Origin of the sequence: Streptomyces sp. V4I2 (assembly GCF_030817655.1) — a bacterium.
GTDB classification, from domain to species: domain Bacteria; phylum Actinomycetota; class Actinomycetes; order Streptomycetales; family Streptomycetaceae; genus Streptomyces; species Streptomyces plumbiresistens.
In genome coordinates this window covers 2,291,778-2,309,407 of sequence record NZ_JAUSZM010000003.1, presented here as the reverse complement: position 1 = coordinate 2,309,407, position 17,630 = coordinate 2,291,778, and the positions used below count along the sequence as shown (strand labels likewise).

General features: G+C 69.4%; 12 protein-coding genes and 1 pseudogene. 4 read left to right on the top strand and 9 right to left on the bottom strand.

Annotated elements, in window-relative coordinates:
- Positions 1-93: 93 nt before the first annotated feature.
- From QFZ76_RS11540 to QFZ76_RS11500, 9 genes and pseudogenes are all read right to left on the bottom strand, one after another.
- Positions 94-765, bottom strand: a complete 672-nt coding sequence (locus tag QFZ76_RS11540) for a FadR/GntR family transcriptional regulator (RefSeq protein ID WP_307673622.1) — start codon at positions 763-765, stop codon at positions 94-96.
- Between the two features lie 53 nt (positions 766-818).
- Complete coding sequence (locus QFZ76_RS11535; RefSeq protein WP_307673621.1) at positions 819-2,126, bottom strand: amidohydrolase; 1,308 nt, start codon at positions 2,124-2,126, stop codon at positions 819-821.
- A complete protein-coding gene (locus QFZ76_RS11530; RefSeq protein ID WP_307673620.1) occupies positions 2,123-2,884 on the bottom strand; it encodes a nucleoside phosphorylase in 762 nt (253 codons plus the stop codon). The genes QFZ76_RS11535 and QFZ76_RS11530 overlap by 4 nt, the downstream gene beginning before the upstream one ends.
- Positions 2,881-3,432: pseudogene (locus QFZ76_RS11525) on the bottom strand (ABC transporter permease); the annotation flags it as partial. The gene QFZ76_RS11530 and the pseudogene QFZ76_RS11525, both read right to left, overlap by 4 nt.
- Before the next feature lie 182 nt (positions 3,433-3,614).
- Positions 3,615-4,073 carry a hypothetical protein gene (locus QFZ76_RS11520; RefSeq protein ID WP_307673619.1) on the bottom strand — a complete coding sequence of 153 codons (459 nt, stop codon included), beginning with the start codon at positions 4,071-4,073 and terminating at the stop codon, positions 3,615-3,617.
- Between the two features lie 105 nt (positions 4,074-4,178).
- Positions 4,179-5,795, bottom strand: coding sequence for a glycerol-3-phosphate dehydrogenase/oxidase (locus QFZ76_RS11515; protein WP_307673618.1), 1,617 nt, complete (start codon positions 5,793-5,795; stop codon positions 4,179-4,181).
- A gap of 8 nt (positions 5,796-5,803) precedes the next feature.
- Positions 5,804-7,363, bottom strand: coding sequence for a glycerol kinase GlpK (gene glpK / locus QFZ76_RS11510; protein ID WP_307673617.1), 1,560 nt, complete (start codon positions 7,361-7,363; stop codon positions 5,804-5,806).
- A 96-nt stretch (positions 7,364-7,459) separates the two neighbouring features.
- The gene (locus tag QFZ76_RS11505; RefSeq protein ID WP_266442527.1) at positions 7,460-8,254 is read right to left on the bottom strand and encodes an MIP/aquaporin family protein; all 795 of its coding nucleotides are present in this window, start codon (positions 8,252-8,254) and stop codon (positions 7,460-7,462) included.
- A gap of 292 nt (positions 8,255-8,546) precedes the next feature.
- The gene (locus QFZ76_RS11500; protein ID WP_307673616.1) at positions 8,547-9,311 is read right to left on the bottom strand and encodes an IclR family transcriptional regulator; all 765 of its coding nucleotides are present in this window, start codon (positions 9,309-9,311) and stop codon (positions 8,547-8,549) included.
- Positions 9,312-9,593: 282 nt separating this feature from the next.
- Between QFZ76_RS11500 and metH the strand changes: the two genes are divergently transcribed.
- The 4 genes from metH to QFZ76_RS11480 all read left to right on the top strand — a co-directional run bounded on the left by metH (position 9,594) and on the right by QFZ76_RS11480 (position 17,592).
- The gene (metH, locus tag QFZ76_RS11495) at positions 9,594-13,112 is read left to right on the top strand and encodes a methionine synthase (RefSeq protein WP_307673615.1); all 3,519 of its coding nucleotides are present in this window, start codon (positions 9,594-9,596) and stop codon (positions 13,110-13,112) included.
- A gap of 112 nt (positions 13,113-13,224) precedes the next feature.
- Complete coding sequence (locus QFZ76_RS11490; protein ID WP_307673614.1) at positions 13,225-13,926, top strand: HAD family phosphatase; 702 nt, start codon at positions 13,225-13,227, stop codon at positions 13,924-13,926.
- A gap of 409 nt (positions 13,927-14,335) precedes the next feature.
- Entirely contained in the window at positions 14,336-15,940 is a 1,605-nt protein-coding gene (locus tag QFZ76_RS11485) for an ABC transporter substrate-binding protein (RefSeq protein ID WP_307673613.1), read from the top strand.
- Between the two features lie 68 nt (positions 15,941-16,008).
- A complete protein-coding gene (locus QFZ76_RS11480) occupies positions 16,009-17,592 on the top strand; it encodes an ABC transporter substrate-binding protein (RefSeq protein WP_307673612.1) in 1,584 nt (527 codons plus the stop codon).
- Positions 17,593-17,630: the final 38 nt, after the last annotated feature.

The following is a 17,630-nucleotide window of genomic DNA, read 5'->3' as shown; positions in this document are numbered from 1 at the left end:
GTGCGGCGGGGGCGCCCGCAGCCCCCTTGCACGGGGGAGTGAACGCATCACTGCCCCGATCGTCACCCCCGGACACCCCGCGTCCTGTGGTCATCACAGGGTCGACCGCAGCCACTGCTCGACGCTTGCGATGTGCACCGTTGCCCAGGAACGCGCCGCCTCGGTGTCCCGGTCGCGCAGCGCCGCCAGGATCGCCCGGTGCTCGCGCAGGGTGCCGGTGACGGCGTCCTCCTGGGTCAGCCCGCGCCAGATCCGGGCCCGGGTGGTCGGCCCGGACAGGCCGTCCAGCAGGGAACACAACACCGAGTTCCCGGAGCTCTGCACGATCCCCCGATGGAAGTCCAGGTCGCAGGCGACCAGCTCCTCCACCGACGGGCTGTCGCCGAGCTTGTCCAACTGGGCGGAGAGCGCGTCCAGTTGCTGCTCGCTGATCCGCAGGGCCGCCATCGCCGTCGCGGCCGGTTCCAGGATGCGGCGTACGGCCAGGAACTCCAGCACCGTGTCGTCGCGGTGGAAGTCGACGACGAAGCTCAGCGCCTCCAGGAGGAGCTGCGGGTCGAGGCTGGTGACGTACGTGCCGTCGCCCTGGCGTACGTCCAGGATCCGGATCAGCGACAGGGCGCGCACGGCCTCCCGCAGGGAGTTGCGGGACAAGCCCAGCTCGGAGGCGAGTTCGCTCTCCTTGGGGAGCCGGTCGCCGGGGCGCAGCGCGCCGGAGACGATCATGCCCTTGATCTTCTCGATCGCCTCGTCGGTGACTGCCATGACCGGCCTCCCTCGCCCCGTAACGTGCTGAGACATCGGATGTCTCAGCCACATTATGCGGTCTGTTCAGCAAGTGCCTCCAGATCGGCGATCACTGCCGCCTCGTCGAGCGTCGTCAGCGCCCGGCCGCGCATCAGCACACGCCCGTCCACGACGGTGTCCCGTACGTCCGTGCAGTGTGCGGCGTACGCGAGCGTGGACCAGGGGTCGTGCAGCGGCCGCAGATGCGGTGCGTGCAGGTCGAGCACGACCAGGTCCGCCCGCTTGCCCGCCTCCAGCGACCCCAGGTGCTCCCCGAGCCCCAGCGCCCGCGCGCCCTCGATCGTCGCCATGCGTACGGCCTGCTCGGCGCCGACCGCGGTGGGGTCGCCGTCGGCCTTGTGCACAAGGGCCGCCTGCCGTACTGCCCCCAAGACGTCCAGCGTGTTGGAGCTGACGGCCCCGTCGGTGCCGAGCCCTACTCTCACCCCGGCGCTCAGCAGCCGCGGCACCGGCGCGATCCCGCAGCCCAGCTTCAGATTGGACACCGGGCAGTGCGCGACCGAGGTGCCGGTGCGGGCCAGCGCCGCGATCTCGGGTCCGGTCAGCTCCACGGCGTGCGCGAGCAGCAGGTCGGGGCCGAGGAGCCCGAGCGAGTCGAGCAGCTCGACCGGCCGCTTGCCGTACCGCACCTCGACGGTGGCGACCTCGGTGGCGTTCTCCGCGGCGTGGATGTGCAGCAGCGCCCCGAACTCGCGTGCCAGGGCGGCGATGTCGGTGAGCTGGTCGGGGGAGAGGGTGTAGGTGGAGTGCGCGAAGAGGACGGGACGGGTGCCGGGGCGGGCGGCGCCGCGGGCCAGGAGGTCCCGGCGGGCCCAGTCGAGCCGGTCCTCGTAGGCGATGCCGTCGGGCGGCTCGGGGACGTCCATGAAGGTGGGGCCGGTGTGCAGCCGCCAGCCCGCCTCGCGGGCCGCCTGTTCGGCCGCCTCGTGGAACCAGTACATGTCGAGTGCCGAGGTCACGCCGGCCCGTACGCTCTCGGCCACCGCCAGCCGTACCGCCGCCGCGACGTTCTTCGGCGTCAGCAGCTCGGCCTCCCACCTCAGCACTCGTTCCAGGAACCCCTGGAGAGTGACGTCGTCAGCGCGGCCCCGCAGGAGGGTCATCGCCAGGTGGGTGTGCGTGTTGACGAGCCCGGGCAGAACGAGACAGCCCGCGGCGTCAACGGACTCCGCGGCTGTGAACCGCGCTTTCAGCTCCTCGGCTGGTCCGACGGCGAGGATCTCGCCCTCGTGGACGGCAACCGCCCCGTTCCGTACGACGGTTCCGGCGTCGTCGACCGTCAGGATGTCACCGCCGTGCACCAACAGGTCGGTGTTCATGCTGTGCCCTCCGCGGCGTCCTCCGCCAGCAGCCGCAGTGCCTCCAGCGAGACGACCGCGCCCTTCTCGACACCCGCCGCGACGACCTCCCGGTGCGGGTCGTACCCGCCGGTGGTCTCCTCGTCGACGAGTTCGTCGGCGTTCGCCCCGTCGACGACGAGCACGCCACCCGCCACGAGACCGCGCAGCGAGGCGGTCACCAGCAGCGCCGACAGTTCCATCTCGATGGCCGCGAGCCCCGCACCGGCGTACGAGAACAGCGGAATGAGTCCCGGCTGGAAGGCCGCCCGCGTCCACACGATCCCCCGGTGGTGCGGGGCGCCCGCCTCGCGGGCCGCGCGCTGGAGCGCGATCACCGCTTCCGGCGCCGACACGGCCGGGTACTCCGGCGGCAGCAGCTGCTGCGTCACCCCGTCGTCCCGTACGGCCGCCTCCGCGATGACGAGGTCGCCGTCCCCGATGCCGGGCTTGATCGCGCCTGCCGTACCGAACCGGACGATCGTGCGCACTCCCGCGTCCGCGAGTTCCTGGAACAGCAGGATCGCGCCCGGCCCGCCCACCCCGTGCGAGGCCACGACGACCGGCAGGCCCTTCCAACTGCCGCTGAACACCTGGTATTCGCGGTGGTACGAGACCTCCTCGGCACTGTCGAGGAGCGCGGCGACGGCCGCCGCGCGCGCCGGGTCGCCGACGACGACAGCGTGCGCCGGGAGGCCGGTGCGGGGTATGCGGGTGATGGGCAGCAGGTCCTGCGTCATGAGGCGGCTCCGGAAGGAGGGGTACGGCGACGGCGGCGGGCGGTCGTGAGGAAGAGGGCGCCGAGGGTGACGACGTACGGCGCGGCGTCGGTCGCCTGCTGCGGCAGGCCGAGGCCCTGGAGACGGAACCCGGCCGCCTCGGCGAGGCCGAACAGCAGCGCGGCGAGCAGGACACCGACGGGTGCGGCACGGCCCAGCATGACCGCGACGACCGCGATCCAGCCGCGGCCCGCCGTCATGTTCTCACTGAACAAGGTGACGTTGCCGAGGGCGAGTTGGGCGCCCGCGAGCCCGCACAGGATGCCGGAGACGAGGATGGCCCCGTACTTGTACTTGGCCGGACTCACCCCGAGCGTGGCCGCCGCGTCCGGCGCCTCGCCGACCCCGCGCAGCCTGAGCCCCCATATGTGCCGCGACAGCATCAGCGCGGCCACCCCGACCGCCACCCACGACAGGTACGCGAGCGGGGTGAAGCCGCCGACCAGTGGCAGGCCGGCCAGGGACGGGTCGTCGAAGGTGCCCTGCACACCGAAGACCGTACGCAGCAGCTGGTCTCGGAGGAGCGGGCCCGCGCTCTCGGGTCTCTGAGTGACCACGCCGACCAACTCCGCCTCTCCTGGGAGGCGTTCGAAGCGGAGTTCCGCCGCCTGTGGCCGACCCGCGTCGACAGCTTCTTCGACGACGCCTACCTCCTCCGCTTCCTCCGCCGCGTCTGGACGGAGTCCGTCGGCTACGCCGGCACGGAGCTCGTCCGCCGCATCATCGGCTTCGCCCACCTGACGGATCTGACGACGCTGCCGGACCCGGTCCCGGCTTCGCGGCGGGCGCTGCTGCTGGGGCGCGAACTGATCACACGCCGCGAGGAGTTGAAGACGCCGGACCACATCAGGGCACTCGTCTGAGTGATGTGCCCCCGGTGGGCGCCGGTGACGACGAGATGCCAGTCCATGCCGCAGCCGTCCGTCCCCAGCACGATCGAACCGTGGTGGGCGACGCGCTCGATGACGGCATCGGGGTCCTCGTACGATCCGGGATCGTCCTCCCACAGCCACCCCTCCGTGAGCGGGAAGGGCCGGCTCAGCACCTGTTCCTTCCCGTCCTCTGCGAGCCCCACGAGCCCACCGTCGTCCACGGCGAACGCCGCCCGCAACGCGGCCAGTTCCTCGGGATTCGCCTGATCGATGTCCACGCGCTCATGAAAGCACCCGGCACTGACAGCCGGACCTACGCCCGAGCCGGCAGGCCGAAGGGGCGGCTCCGTCGGCGTGGAGCCGCCCCTTCGGCGTCGTACCGCCTACTTCTTGTCGAGCAGGTCCTGCACCTTCGCGCGGACGTCGTCCGTCGCCAGGCCCCGGATCGTCAGCGTCGTACGGCGGCGCAGCACGTCGTCCGTCGTCTCGGCCCACTCGTTGTCACGGGCGTAGACGACCTGCGCCCAGATCTCCGGGGCGTCCGGGTGGACGCGCTCGGCGAGTTCCGGGTTGTCGTTGGCGATGCGGGCGATGTCGAAGGCCAGCGAACCGTAGTGCGTGGCCAGGTGCCTGGCCGTGTCGGCGGCCATGCGCGGACCCGGCGCGGGGTGGTCGACCAGCAGACGGTGGGCCACCGCGCGCGGGTTGGCGACCCCCGGCAGCGGCAGCTTCTTCGGCAGCGAGGAGATCGGCTCGAAGTCGTCACCCAGGGGGTGACCCGGCAGCGCCTCCAGCTTCTGCATGACCGTACGGCCGATGTGCCGGAAGGTCGTCCACTTGCCGCCCGCGACCGACAGCATCCCGCCCTTGCCCTCGGTCACCACGGTCTCGCGCTTGGCCTTCGCCGTGCTGCCGGGGCCACCCGGAAGCACGCGCAGACCCGCGAACGCGTACGTGATGAGGTCACGGTCGAGCTGCTGGTCGCGGATGGAGAACGCGGCCTCGTCGAGTATCTGGGCGGTGTCCTTCTCGGTGACCGTGACGTCCGCCGGGTCGCCCTCGAACTCCTCGTCGGTCGTGCCGAGCAGCAGCATGTCCTCCCAGGGCAGGGCGAAGGTGATGCGGTACTTGTCGATCGGGGTGGCGAGCGCGGCACGCCAGGGGGAGGTGCGCTTCAGGACCAGGTGCGCACCCTTCGACAGACGGATGGACGGCGCCGCGTTCGGGTCCTCCAGCTTGCGCAGGTGGTCGACCCACGGGCCGGTCGCGTTCAGGACGAGCCGGGCGTTCACGCCGAACTCGTCGCCGGACTGCCGGTCGCGCAGGTCGGCGCCCGTGACCCGGCCCTTGGTGAAGCGCAGGCCCGTCACCTCGGCGTGGTTCAGCACCACCGCGCCCGCCTCGACGGCCGCGCGGACCGTCATCAGCGCCATGCGCGCGTCGTTCATCTGGTCGTCGCCGTACACGGCCACGGCCTTGAGGTTGTCGGTGCGCAGCTCGGGCACGTCCCGCGCCGCCTTCGAGGGGCTGAGCAGGTGGCCCACACCGTCACCGAACGCGGACAGGGCGGAGTAGGCGAACACGCCCGCTCCGAGCTTCGCCGCGCCGTGCGGCCCGCCCTTGTACACGGGGAGGTAGAAGGTGAGCGGGTTCGCCAGGTGGGGGGCCACCTGGCGGGAGACCGCACGGCGCTCGAAGTGGTTCTCCGCCACCAGCCGCACCGCGCCGGTCTGCAGGTAGCGCAGACCGCCGTGGAGCAGCTTGGAGGAGGCGGAGGAGGTGGCGCCGGCGAAGTCACCGGCGTCGACCAGAGCCACCCTGAGGCCGGACTGCGCGGCGTGCCAGGCGGTGGAGATGCCCAGGATGCCGCCGCCGATGACGAGGAGGTCGTACGACGCCTTGGAGAGCTGCTCCCGGGTCTCGGCTCGGCTCGGATTCGAGCCGAAGGCCGGGCGCGTACCGAGGGCGGGCACGGACTGCAGGGTGGACTGACTGGTCATTCGGGTTCTTACTCCTCGTCCTCGAGCCAGCCCATGGTCCGCTCGACGGCCTTGAGCCAGCTCTTGTACTCACGGTCGCGGATCTCCGCGTCCATGCGGGGGGTCCACTCGGCGGCCCGGCGCCAGTTGGCGCGCAGGTCGTCGGTGTTGGTCCAGAAGCCGACGGCGAGGCCGGCGGCGTAGGCGGCGCCGAGGCAGGTGGTCTCGGCGACCATCGGGCGCACCACGGGGGCGTCCAGGAAGTCCGAGAGCGTCTGCATCAGCAGGTTGTTGGAGGTCATGCCGCCGTCGACCTTGAGGGCCGTGAGCTCGACGCCGGAGTCCTTCGTCATGGCGTCGCTGATCTCACGGGTCTGCCAGGCGGTGGCCTCCAGGACGGCGCGCGCGAGGTGCGCCTTGGTGACGTACCGGGTGAGGCCGGCGATCACACCGCGGGCGTCCGGGCGCCAGTACGGGGCGAAGAGGCCGGAGAAGGCCGGCACGAAGTACGCGCCGCCGTTGTCCTCGACCGACAGCGCGAGCGTCTCGATCTCGGCGGCGGTGCTGATCAGGCCCATCTGGTCGCGCATCCACTGCACCAGCGAACCGGTGACGGCGATCGAGCCCTCCAGGGCGTAGACCGGCTTGTCGTCGCCGATCCGGTAGCCCACGGTGGTCAGCAGTCCGCTGTACGAGTTGATGATCTTCTCGCCGGTGTTCATCAGCATGAACGTGCCGGTGCCGTACGTGGACTTGGCCTCGCCCTCGGAGAAACAGGTCTGGCCGAACAGGGCCGCCTGCTGGTCGCCGAGCGCGGAGGCGACCGGGATGCCGCCGAGCAGGTCGCCCAGCTTGCCGCCGGTGATCTCGCCGTAGACCTCGGCGGAGGACCGGATCTCGGGGAGCATCGCCAGCGGGACGCCGATGGACTCGGCGATCTTCGGGTCCCACTCCAGCGTGTGCAGGTTCATCAGCATGGTGCGGGAGGCGTTGGTGACGTCGGTGACGTGCCGGCCGCCGTCGACACCACCGGTCAGGTTCCAGATGACCCAGCTGTCCATGGTGCCGAAGAGGATGTCGCCGGCCTCGGCGCGCTCCCGCAGGCCCTCGACGTTGTCGAGCAGCCAGCGGGCCTTGGGCCCGGCGAAGTACGAGGCCAGCGGCAGGCCGGTCTCACGGCGGAAGCGGTCCTGGCCGACGTTGCGGCCGAGTTCTCTGCAGAGCGCGTCGGTGCGGGTGTCCTGCCAGACGATGGCGTTGTGGACGGGCTCACCGGTGTTCTTGTCCCAGAGCAGCGTGGTCTCGCGCTGGTTGGTGATGCCGATGGCCTTGATGTCGTCGCGGGTGATGCCGGCCTTCTCGATGGCGGAGGCGACGACCTCCTCGACGTTGGTCCAGATCTCGGTGGCGTTGTGCTCGACCCAGCCCGGCTTCGGGAAGATCTGCTCGTGCTCCTTCTGGTCGACGGAGACGATACGGCCGTCCCGGTCGAAGACGATGCAGCGGCTGGAGGTGGTGCCCTGGTCGATGGCGGCAATGAACGGGCCATGCCCGTGGGATGCGATGCCGGCGGTGTGGGCGTCGGTCACTGTGTGCTCCTGGAAGTCCGTGGTTGAGGGGCTGTACGTACGGCGCGTGCTGTGCGGCTCGGCGCTCCGTGCTCGAACGGATGAGACACCGTGCTCCTACGCGAATGCGACGTTGTAGATGCCTGCGGCGATGGCGGCGCCGATCAGCGGACCGACCACCGGGATCCAGGCGTAGCCCCAGTCGGAGCCGCCCTTGTTGGGGAGGGGCAGGAGGGCGTGCACGATACGCGGACCGAGGTCACGCGCCGGGTTGATCGCATAGCCGGTCGGGCCGCCGAGGGACAGACCGATCGAGACGACCACGAACGCGGTGATCAGGGCGCCCAGGGTGCCGAGACCGTCGCCGTTCGCGTTCAGGCCCTGCGTGAGGATGGCCAGCACCAGCACCACGGTGCCCACGATCTCCGTGGCGAGGTTCTGCCACACGACCGGGATCTCGGGACCGGTGGAGAAGATGCCGAGGACCGGGCCCGCGCCCTTCTCCTGGGCCTCGACGGCCTTGGCCTTGGTGGCCTGGGCCCCCGGACCGCCGACGATCTCTCTGTCGGTGAGGTGGGCGTGGAACTGGCCGTAGTAGGCGACCCAGACGAGGGCCGCGCCGATCATGGCGCCGAGCAGCTGTCCGGCCCAGTAGACCGGGACGTCGCTCCAGTCGCCGTCCTTGATGGCGAGGGCGAGCGTCACTGCCGGGTTGAGGTGGGCGCCGGAGAGCGGCGCCGAGATGTACACGGCCGTCATGACGGCGAAACCCCACCCGAAGGCGATGGCGAGCCAGCCGGCGTTGCGTGCCTTGGAGGCCTTCAGCGTGACAGCGGCGCAGACGCCGCCGCCGAGCAGGATGAGTATGGCGGTACCGATGGTCTCGCCGATGAAGATGTCGGAGCTGGACACCCGCGACTCCTTTGTCCTTCGTCCAGGGGAAGAGCTGCCGGCCCTTGGCGTTGTCTCACTGTAACGCCTATTGCCGGTCGGTGTTCGACAATGTCGACCGATGGACGGGAGTCTTGCTCTGGCGTTACAGGCACGTCAAGAGTTCTGTTGTCGAAAACACGATCGTTACTGATTGCCCTGTGCTATCGATCTTCCGCCGCCCGGGAGACCAGGGCATCTCGGCGCATGACGAGGGCCGGAACGCCCGAGGCGTCCCGGCCCTTTTCGCTGTCGGCTTCGCTGTCGGCTTCGCTCAGAAGCGCGCGGCGCCCAGATCCCGCGACACCGCGCGTGCGCAGTCCCGAACCGCCGCGATCAGCTCGGCGCGCAGCTCGCCGTCGCGGCACAGCCGCTCCACGGCGCCGGTGATGCCGACCGCGCCCACGGGCATGCGCCGGCGGTCGTGGATGGGCGCGGCGACGGAGGCGACGCCCTCCCAGGTCTCCTCGACGTCGGCCGCGTACCCACGCGCGCGTGTGATGTCCAGGATCTGTTCGAAGGCGTCCAGATCGCATACGGTCCGGTCAGTGAACGCCTTGCGGTCGCTCTCCAGCGCCTCGCTGTGCGCGACCGGGTCGTAGGCCGAGAGGACCTTGCCCAGCGCCGTGCAGTGCAGGGGCTGCATGGCCCCGATCTCCAGGACCTGCCGGCTGTCGTCGGGCCGGAAGACGTGGTGCACGATCAGCACGCCCTGCTGGTGCAGCACGCCCAGATGGACGCTCTCGCCGCTGGAGCGGGCCAGGTCGTCCGTCCACACCAGAGCACGCGCCCGCAGCTCGTGAACGTCCAGGTAGGTGGTGCCCAGGCGCAGCAGTTCGGCGCCCAACTGGTAGCGGCCCGAGGCGTCGTCCTGCTCCACGAAGCCCTCCTGCTGGAGGGTGCGCAGGATGCCGTGCGCGGTGCCTTTGGCGAGGCCCAGCGACGAGGCGATGTCCGAGAGGCCGAGCCGACGTTCGCCGCCCGCGAGGAGCCGCAGCATCGCGGCCGCCCGTTCGAGCGACTGGATGTTCCGTGCCATCGCCGTACTGCCTCCGTCCCCTTCGACCGCCGACCGCGGCGCCCGCTGCCGCCGTTCGGCAATGTCGAACACTACCGGTCCATGCCGACCTCCCGCTAATGGTCGGTCCGGATCCGTTGCGTCACTCGTATCCCGTGCGTGATCTCGCCGCCATCCTCGTCCGCCCCGTGGACTCCCCGACCGGCAGGTCGGCGACCGGTTACCCTGGCGGCGCGCGCCCCCGGGGAGAGTGCCACGGGTGACGCAAAGCCGACAGCCGTCGCACCTTGAGGGAGCCCTTTCATGGCCTCTGTGCCGCCGACCCCTTCCGCCGACAGCCGGACTCGTGTGTCCGCGCTTCGAGACGCGCTCGCCTCCCGTGTGGTGGTGGCCGACGGAGCGATGGGCACCATGCTCCAGGCGCAGGACCCCACGCTGGAGGACTTCGAGAACCTCGAGGGCTGCAACGAGATCCTGAACCTGACCCGCCCCGACATCGTGCGCTCCGTCCACGAGGCGTACTTCGCCGTGGGCGTCGACTGCGTCGAGACCAACACCTTCGGCGCCAACCACTCGGCCGCGACCGAGTACGAGATCGCCGACCGCGTGCACGAGCTGTCCGAGGCGGGTGCCCGCATCGCCCGCGAGGTGGCCGACGAGTTCACCGCCTCGACCGGGCAGCAGCGCTGGGTGCTGGGCTCGGTGGGCCCGGGCACCAAGCTGCCCACGCTCGGCCACATCTCCTACGCGACGATCCGCGACGGCTACCAGACCAACGCCGAGGGACTGCTGGCCGGCGGATCCGACGCCCTCATCGTCGAGACGACCCAGGACCTGCTCCAGACCAAGGCCTCGGTGCTCGGCGCCCGCCGTGCGATGGAGGCAACCGGCGTCGAGGTGCCCCTCCTGGTCTCGATGGCCTTCGAGACGACCGGGACGATGCTGCTGGGTTCGGAGATCGGCGCCGCGCTGACCGCGCTGGAGCCGCTGGGCATCGACATGATCGGCCTCAACTGCTCGACCGGCCCCGCCGAGATGAGCGAGCACCTGCGCTATCTCACCCGCCACTCCCGCATCCCGCTGCTGTGCATGCCGAACGCGGGCCTGCCGATCCTCACGAAGGACGGCGCCCACTTCCCGCTGGACCCGGAGGGACTGGCGGACGCCCAGGAGACCTTCGTCCGGGAGTACGGCCTCAGCCTGATCGGCGGCTGCTGCGGCACCACCCCCGAACACCTGCGTCAGGTCGTCGAGCGCGCCCGCGAACTCAGTCCCGGTGCGCGTGATCCGCGTCCGGAGCCGGGTGCGGCGTCGTTGTATCAGTCGGTTCCGTTCCGTCAGGACACCGCCTATATGGCGATCGGGGAGCGGACGAACGCGAACGGGTCGAAGAAGTTCCGGGAGGCGATGCTGGAGGGCCGCTGGGACGACTGTGTGGAAATCGCCCGCGAGCAGATCCGCGAGGGCGCCCACATGCTCGACCTGTGCGTGGACTACGTCGGCCGCAACGGGGTCGCGGACATGGAGGAACTGGCCGGCCGGTTCGCGACCGCCTCCACGCTGCCGATCGTGCTGGACTCCACCGAGGTCGACGTCCTGGAGGCCGGACTGGAAAAACTCGGCGGACGCGCGGTCATCAACTCGGTCAACTACGAGGACGGCGACGGCCCCGACTCCCGCTTCGCCAAGGTCACCCGACTCGCCCGGGAACACGGCGCGGCACTGATCGCGCTGACCATCGACGAACAGGGCCAGGCCCGCACCGTCGAGCACAAGGTCGCCATCGCCGAACGCCTCATCGACGACCTGACGACGAACTGGGGCATCCACGAGTCCGACATCCTCATCGATACCCTGACCTTCACCATCTGCACCGGCCAGGAGGAATCCCGCGGCGACGGCGTCGCCACCATCGGGGCGATCCGCGAACTCAAACGCCGCCACCCCGACGTGCAGACCACCCTCGGCCTGTCGAACATCTCCTTCGGCCTCAACCCGGCCGCCCGGATGCTCCTCAACTCCGTGTTCCTGGACGAGTGCGTCAAGGCCGGCCTGGACTCGGCGATCGTCCACGCATCGAAGATCCTCCCGATCGCCCGCTTCACCGAGGAAGAAGTCACCACCGCCCTCGACCTGATCTACGACCGGCGCGCCGAGGGCTACGACCCGCTGCAGAAGCTGATGGCCCTCTTCGAAGGCGCCACCACCAAATCCCTGAAGGCCGGCCGGGCCGAGGAACTGGCCGCGCTGCCGCTCAACGAGCGGCTCAAGCGGCGCATCATCGACGGCGAGAAGAACGGCCTGGAGGCCGACCTCGACGAGGCGCTGCAGACGCGCCCGGCGCTGGACATCGTCAACGAGACGCTGCTGGACGGCATGAAGGTGGTCGGGGAGCTGTTCGGGTCGGGGCAGATGCAGCTGCCGTTCGTGCTGCAGTCCGCCGAGGTGATGAAGACCGCGGTCGCCTACCTGGAACCGCACATGGAAAAGGTCGAGGGCGACGAGGCCGGCAAGGGCACCATCGTGCTCGCCACGGTGCGCGGCGACGTCCACGACATCGGCAAGAACCTCGTCGACATCATCCTGTCCAACAACGGCTACAACGTGGTCAACCTCGGCATCAAGCAGCCCGTCTCGGCGATCCTGGAGGCCGCCGAGGAACACCGGGCGGACGTGATCGGCATGTCCGGGCTGCTGGTCAAATCCACGGTGATCATGAAGGAGAACCTGCAGGAGCTCAACCAGCGCGGCCTGGCCGCCGACTTCCCCGTCATCCTCGGCGGCGCCGCGCTGACGAGGGCGTACGTCGAGCAGGACCTGCACGACATCTACCAGGGCGAAGTCCGCTACGCCCGGGACGCCTTCGAGGGCCTGCGCCTGATGGACGCCCTGATCGGCGTCAAACGCGGGGTGCCCGGCGCCCAGCTGCCCGAACTCAAACAACGCCGCGTCCGCCCCGCCGCGGTCGAGGTCGAGGAACGCCCCGCCGAGGGCGCGGTCCGCTCCGACGTCGCCGTCGACAACCCGGTTCCCGCCCCGCCGTTCTGGGGCAGCCGCGTCATCAAGGGCATCCAGCTCAAGGAATACGCCGCCTGGCTCGACGAGGGCGCCCTGTTCAAGGGCCAGTGGGGCCTGAAGCAGGCCCGCACCGGCGACGGACCGTCGTATGAGGAACTCGTCGAGACCGAGGGCCGGCCCCGGCTGCGCGGCCTGCTCGACCAGCTGCAGCGGGACAACCTCCTCGAAGCGGCCGTGGTCTACGGCTACTACCGCTGCGTGTCCAAGGACGACGACCTGATCCTGCTGGACGAGCAGGGCAACGAGACCACCCGCTTCACCTTCCCCCGCCAGCGCCGCGGACGCCGGCTGTGTCTGGCCGACTTCTTCCGCCCCGAAGAATCCGGCGAAACCGACGTGGTCGGCCTGCAGGTCGTCACCGTCGGCTCCAGGATCGGCGAACAGACCGCGAAACTCTTCGAGGCCAACGCCTACCGCGACTACCTCGAACTGCACGGCCTGTCCGTCCAGCTCGCCGAGGCCCTCGCCGAGTACTGGCACGCCCGGGTCCGCTCCGAACTCGGCTTCGCCGGCCAGGACCCCGACGCCATGGAAGACATGTTCGCCCTCAAATACCGCGGCGCCCGCTTCTCGCTCGGCTACGGCGCCTGCCCCAACCTCGAAGACCGCGCCAAGATCGCCGACCTCCTGAAACCCGAACGCATCGGCGTCCACCTCTCCGAGGAATTCCAGCTCCACCCCGAACAGTCCACCGACGCCATCGTCATCCACCACCCCGAAGCCAAATACTTCAACGCACGCTGAGACGAGTCTCACCGAGCACACTGATCGGATAAGTCGTAGACTGGTCGGTCCATCGCAGGCCGGTTCCCCATGTGGGAACCGGCCTGATCGTCCCTCAAGGAGGTGCGCCCGGATGACCAGTACGGTCCCTGCGCCAGACACTCGTACGGCCGAAGGCTCAGCCTTGCAGGCCGTGCTCCTCGACATGGACGGAACCCTGGTGGACACCGAGGGATTCTGGTGGGACGTCGAGGTCGAGATCTTCGCCGGCCTCGGCCATGCCCTCGACGACTCCTGGCGCCATGTCGTGGTCGGCGGCCCCATGAGCCGCAGCGCGGGGTTCCTGATCGAGGCCACCGGCGCCGACATCGCCCTCCCGGAGCTCACCGTGCTGCTGAACCAGGGCTTCGAGGACCGGATCGACCGTGCCCTGCCGCTGATGCCGGGAGCGACCCGGCTGCTGGCCGAGCTGGCCGCGCACGACATTCCCACGGCCCTGGTCTCCGCCTCGCACCGGCGCATCATCGACCGGGTGCTCACCTCGCTGGGTCCCCAGTACTTCGCCCTGACGGTCGCCGGTGACGAGGTGGGGCGTACCAAACCGCACCCCGATCCGTATCTCTTCGCCGCCGCCGGGCTCGGCGTGGATCCGGCCAGATGCGCGGTCGTCGAGGACACCTCGACCGGCGTCGCGTCGGCGGAGGCCGCGGGCTGCCATGTGGTGGCGGTGCCCTCGGTGGTGCCCATCGCCCCGGCCGCCCGGCGCACCGTCGTGACCTCGCTCGAAGAGGTGGACCTGGCATTTCTGCGCGGTCTGATGACGGAAATGCGCTAGGCGTTCACCCAGCGTGCAGCGCCGATAGGGTATGAATTCCGTGAGAGGAATTGGACCGCGGCGGATGGCTGAATTCCGGCATGGGATCAGACCGTTGGTTATGTGACGTTCCCCACTCGCGCAGAGGTCGACAGGGGGTGGGGTGTGTGGTCGCCGCTCTCTGTCGAGGGGTTGAGGCGTGCCCTTGTGTCCCGATTCATGAAGGCCTGCACGAATCCTTCCGGCCTTGGGTTTTCGGTCTGTCCGCAGCCGGTTTCGCTGCGTGATGGGGCCTCAACTCCGGTGGCTGCGAGCTGTCCTGCGGGTCCGGACTAATCTCCTAGCGAGAACATCGGCTTACCCCGTGATCCGCTGCGACACCCCATGCATGCCGGGTACACGGACTCGACAGCTCTGGAGAAACTCGAGCATGAACCGCAAGACTTTGGTGCTGCCGGCCGTGATCGGTCTGCTCGCGCCGGTGCTCGCTGCCTGTGGCGGGTCCGACAGCGGGAGTGACAGCGGCGGCGCGATCGTCGTCGGCACCACGGACCGGTTCACCGCCTCGAAGGACGCCCCCGCGCCCCTCGATCCGGCGTACGCCTACGACGTCGGCTCCTGGAACATCCTGCGCCAGACCGTGCAGACCCTGATGATCCAGCCCAAGGGCGAGGGCGACCCCGTACCGGAGGCCGCCCAGAGCTGCGGCTTCACCGACTCCGGCAACGAGCGCTACGCCTGCAAGCTCCGTGGCGGTCTGAAGTTCGCCAACGGCGACGCCATCACCGCCGAGGACGTGAAGTTCTCGATCGACCGTGCTCGCGCCATCAAGGCCGACAGCGGTGTGTTCGCCCTGTTGTCCACCATCGACACCGTCGAGACGCAGGGTGACAACGAAGTCATCTTCCACCTCAAGGCCGCGGACGCCACCTTCCCGTTCAAGCTGTCGACCCCCGTCGCCGGCATCGTCAACCCCGACGACTACGAGAAGGACAAGCTGCGCGACGGCTTCGACGTGGACGGCTCGGGTCCGTACACCCTGCAGGCCGAGGTCAAGAACGACGAGCTCGTCGACGCCGTGTTCACCAAGAACCCCAACTACAAGGGGACGCTGCAGGTGAACAACGACAAGATCAGCATGCGCTCCTTCGACGACGCCGATGCCATGGGTACCGCGCTCGAAAAGGGCGACATCAACGTGATGACCCGCACCATGTCGCCGGAGCAGATCGACAAGCTCACCAACGCCACCGACGGCGACATCGACGTCGTGGAGACGGCCGGCCTGGAGATCCGCTACCTGGGCTTCGACACCGACGCTCCGTCGGTGAAGTCCAAGGCGGTCCGCCAGGCGATGGCCCAGATCATCAACCGCAGCGAACTCGTCGCCAAGGTCTACGGCTCCCAGGCCGAGCCGCTGTACTCGATGGTCCCGGCCAGCATCACGGGCCACTCCAACGCGTTCTTCAACAAGTACGGCGACCCGAACGTCACCAAGGCCAAGGCCATGCTGAGCCAGGCCAACGTCACCACGCCGGTGAAGCTGACGCTGCACTACACGACCGACCACTACGGCCCGGCCACCAAGCAGGAGTTCGAGGTGCTGCAGAAGCAGCTCAACGACAGCGGCCTGTTCGACGTCGGCATCGAGGGCACCCCCTGGGACACCTTCCGGTCCGCCGAGCAGAAGGGCGAGTACGACGTCTACGGCATGGGCTGGTTCCCGGACTTCCCGGACGCCGACAACTACCTCGCGCCGTTCCTCGACAAGGACAACACCATCGGCTCGCCGTATGCGAACAGCGAGATCCGCAACACCCTGATCCCGGACTCCCGCCGCGAGGCGGACCGGTTGGCCGCGGCGGCCGACCTGACGGACATTCAGGACATCGTCGCCGACGACGTTCCCGTCCTCCCGCTGTGGCAGGGCAAGCAGTACGTCGCCGCCCGCGACGACGTCACGGGAACCGCGTACGCGCTCAACTCCTCCTCGACGCTTCAGCTGTGGGAGCTCGGCCGTGGCGTGAGCGGCTGACACTGCCCGCACCCGGGGGCCGAGAGGGTGGCCCCGGGTTCCCGACATCGACGACAAGGCACCTGCACGTGAACATGCGTAACCAGTGGCCGGTCCTGCCCATCGTGGCGGGGCTGGCCTCCGGCCTGTTGACCGGCTGTGGAACGGAGTCCGGCGGCTCCGGAGGCAGCGGTTCCACGGTGGTGATGGGGATGTCCGACGATGTCCTGGCCACCGACCCCGCCTCCGGCTACGACCCCGGCTCCTGGCTGATGTTCAACAACGTCTTCCAGTCGCTGCTGAGCTTCCCCAGGGGCGCCACGGAACCGCAGCCGGAGGCCGCCGAGGAGTGCTCCTTCACGGACACGCGGACCCAGGTCTACGCGTGCACGCTGAAGGACGGTCTCAAGTTCAGCAACGGTGACTCGCTCACCTCCGAGGACGTCAAGTTCTCCTTCGACCGCATGCTGAAGATCAACGACGACGCCGGTCCCGCGATCATGTTCCCCATGCTGGAGAAGGTCGAGACCCCGGACGAGAAGACGGTGGTCTTCCGCCTCAACACGCCCGACGCCACCTTCCCCAGCAAGATCGCCTCAGGTGCCGGCTCCATCGTCGACCCCACCCAGTACGACGCCGACGGGCTGCGCGAGGACGGCGAAGCGGTCGGCTCCGGGCCGTACAAGTTGGACTCCTTCGGCGAGAACGAGGCCGTCTTCTCGGTCAACGAGAACTACAAGGGCACCGCCGACGTGCAGAACACCGGCGTGACGCTGAGGTTCTTCCACGGCGACCAGGCCGCACTGAAGAAGTCCCTGCTCGACAACAAGGTCGACATCGCCTACCGAGGCCTGTCCGCGAGCGACGTGGCCGACATCGAGCAGGCCGACGACAGCTCCGGCGTCGAGATCGTCGAGGGCAGCAGCGCCGAGGTCCAGCACCTGGTCTTCAACATGGACGACCCGGTCGCCGGCCAGCTCGGTGTGCGCAAGGCCATCGCCCACCTGCTCGACCGCGACGCCCTCATCGAGGACGTCTACCAGGGCACGGCCACCCCGCTGTACTCGATCATCCCGGCGGGCATCTCCGGCCACAACACGGCCTACTTCGACACCTACGGCGCCCGCCCCTCCAAGGCCAAGGCGGCCGCCGCCCTGCAGGCGGACGGCATCACCACCGGCAAGGTGAAGCTGACCCTCTGGTCGACCCCGTCCCGCTACGGCCCCGCCACCGACGACGAGTTGAAGGCGATCGCCGAACAGCTCAACGCCAGCGGCCTGTTCGACGCCGATGTGCAGTCGGTGGCCTTCGACCAGTACGAACAGGACATCGCCGACGGCAAGTACGGCGTCTACGTCAAGGGCTGGGTGCCCGACTACCCGGACGCCGACAACTTCACGGCCCCCTTCTTCGGCAAGGGCAACGTGCTGAGCAACAACTACGCCAACAACACCATCACCGGCACGCTCATCCCGCAGACCGCCGCCCAGAGCGACCGCGGGGCGACCGACGACGCCTACGGCAAGCTCCAGGACATCGTCGCCGACGAACTCCCGGTCCTGCCCGTCTGGCAGGCCAAGCAGTACGCCGTCACCCGCGAGGACGTCTACGGCCTGGAGTACTGCCTCGACGCCTCGACAGTGTTCCGGTTCTGGGAGCTCAGCAAGGCCTGAGCCATGTCGTACGACGCCGAGGGCGCCCCCTGCTTGTG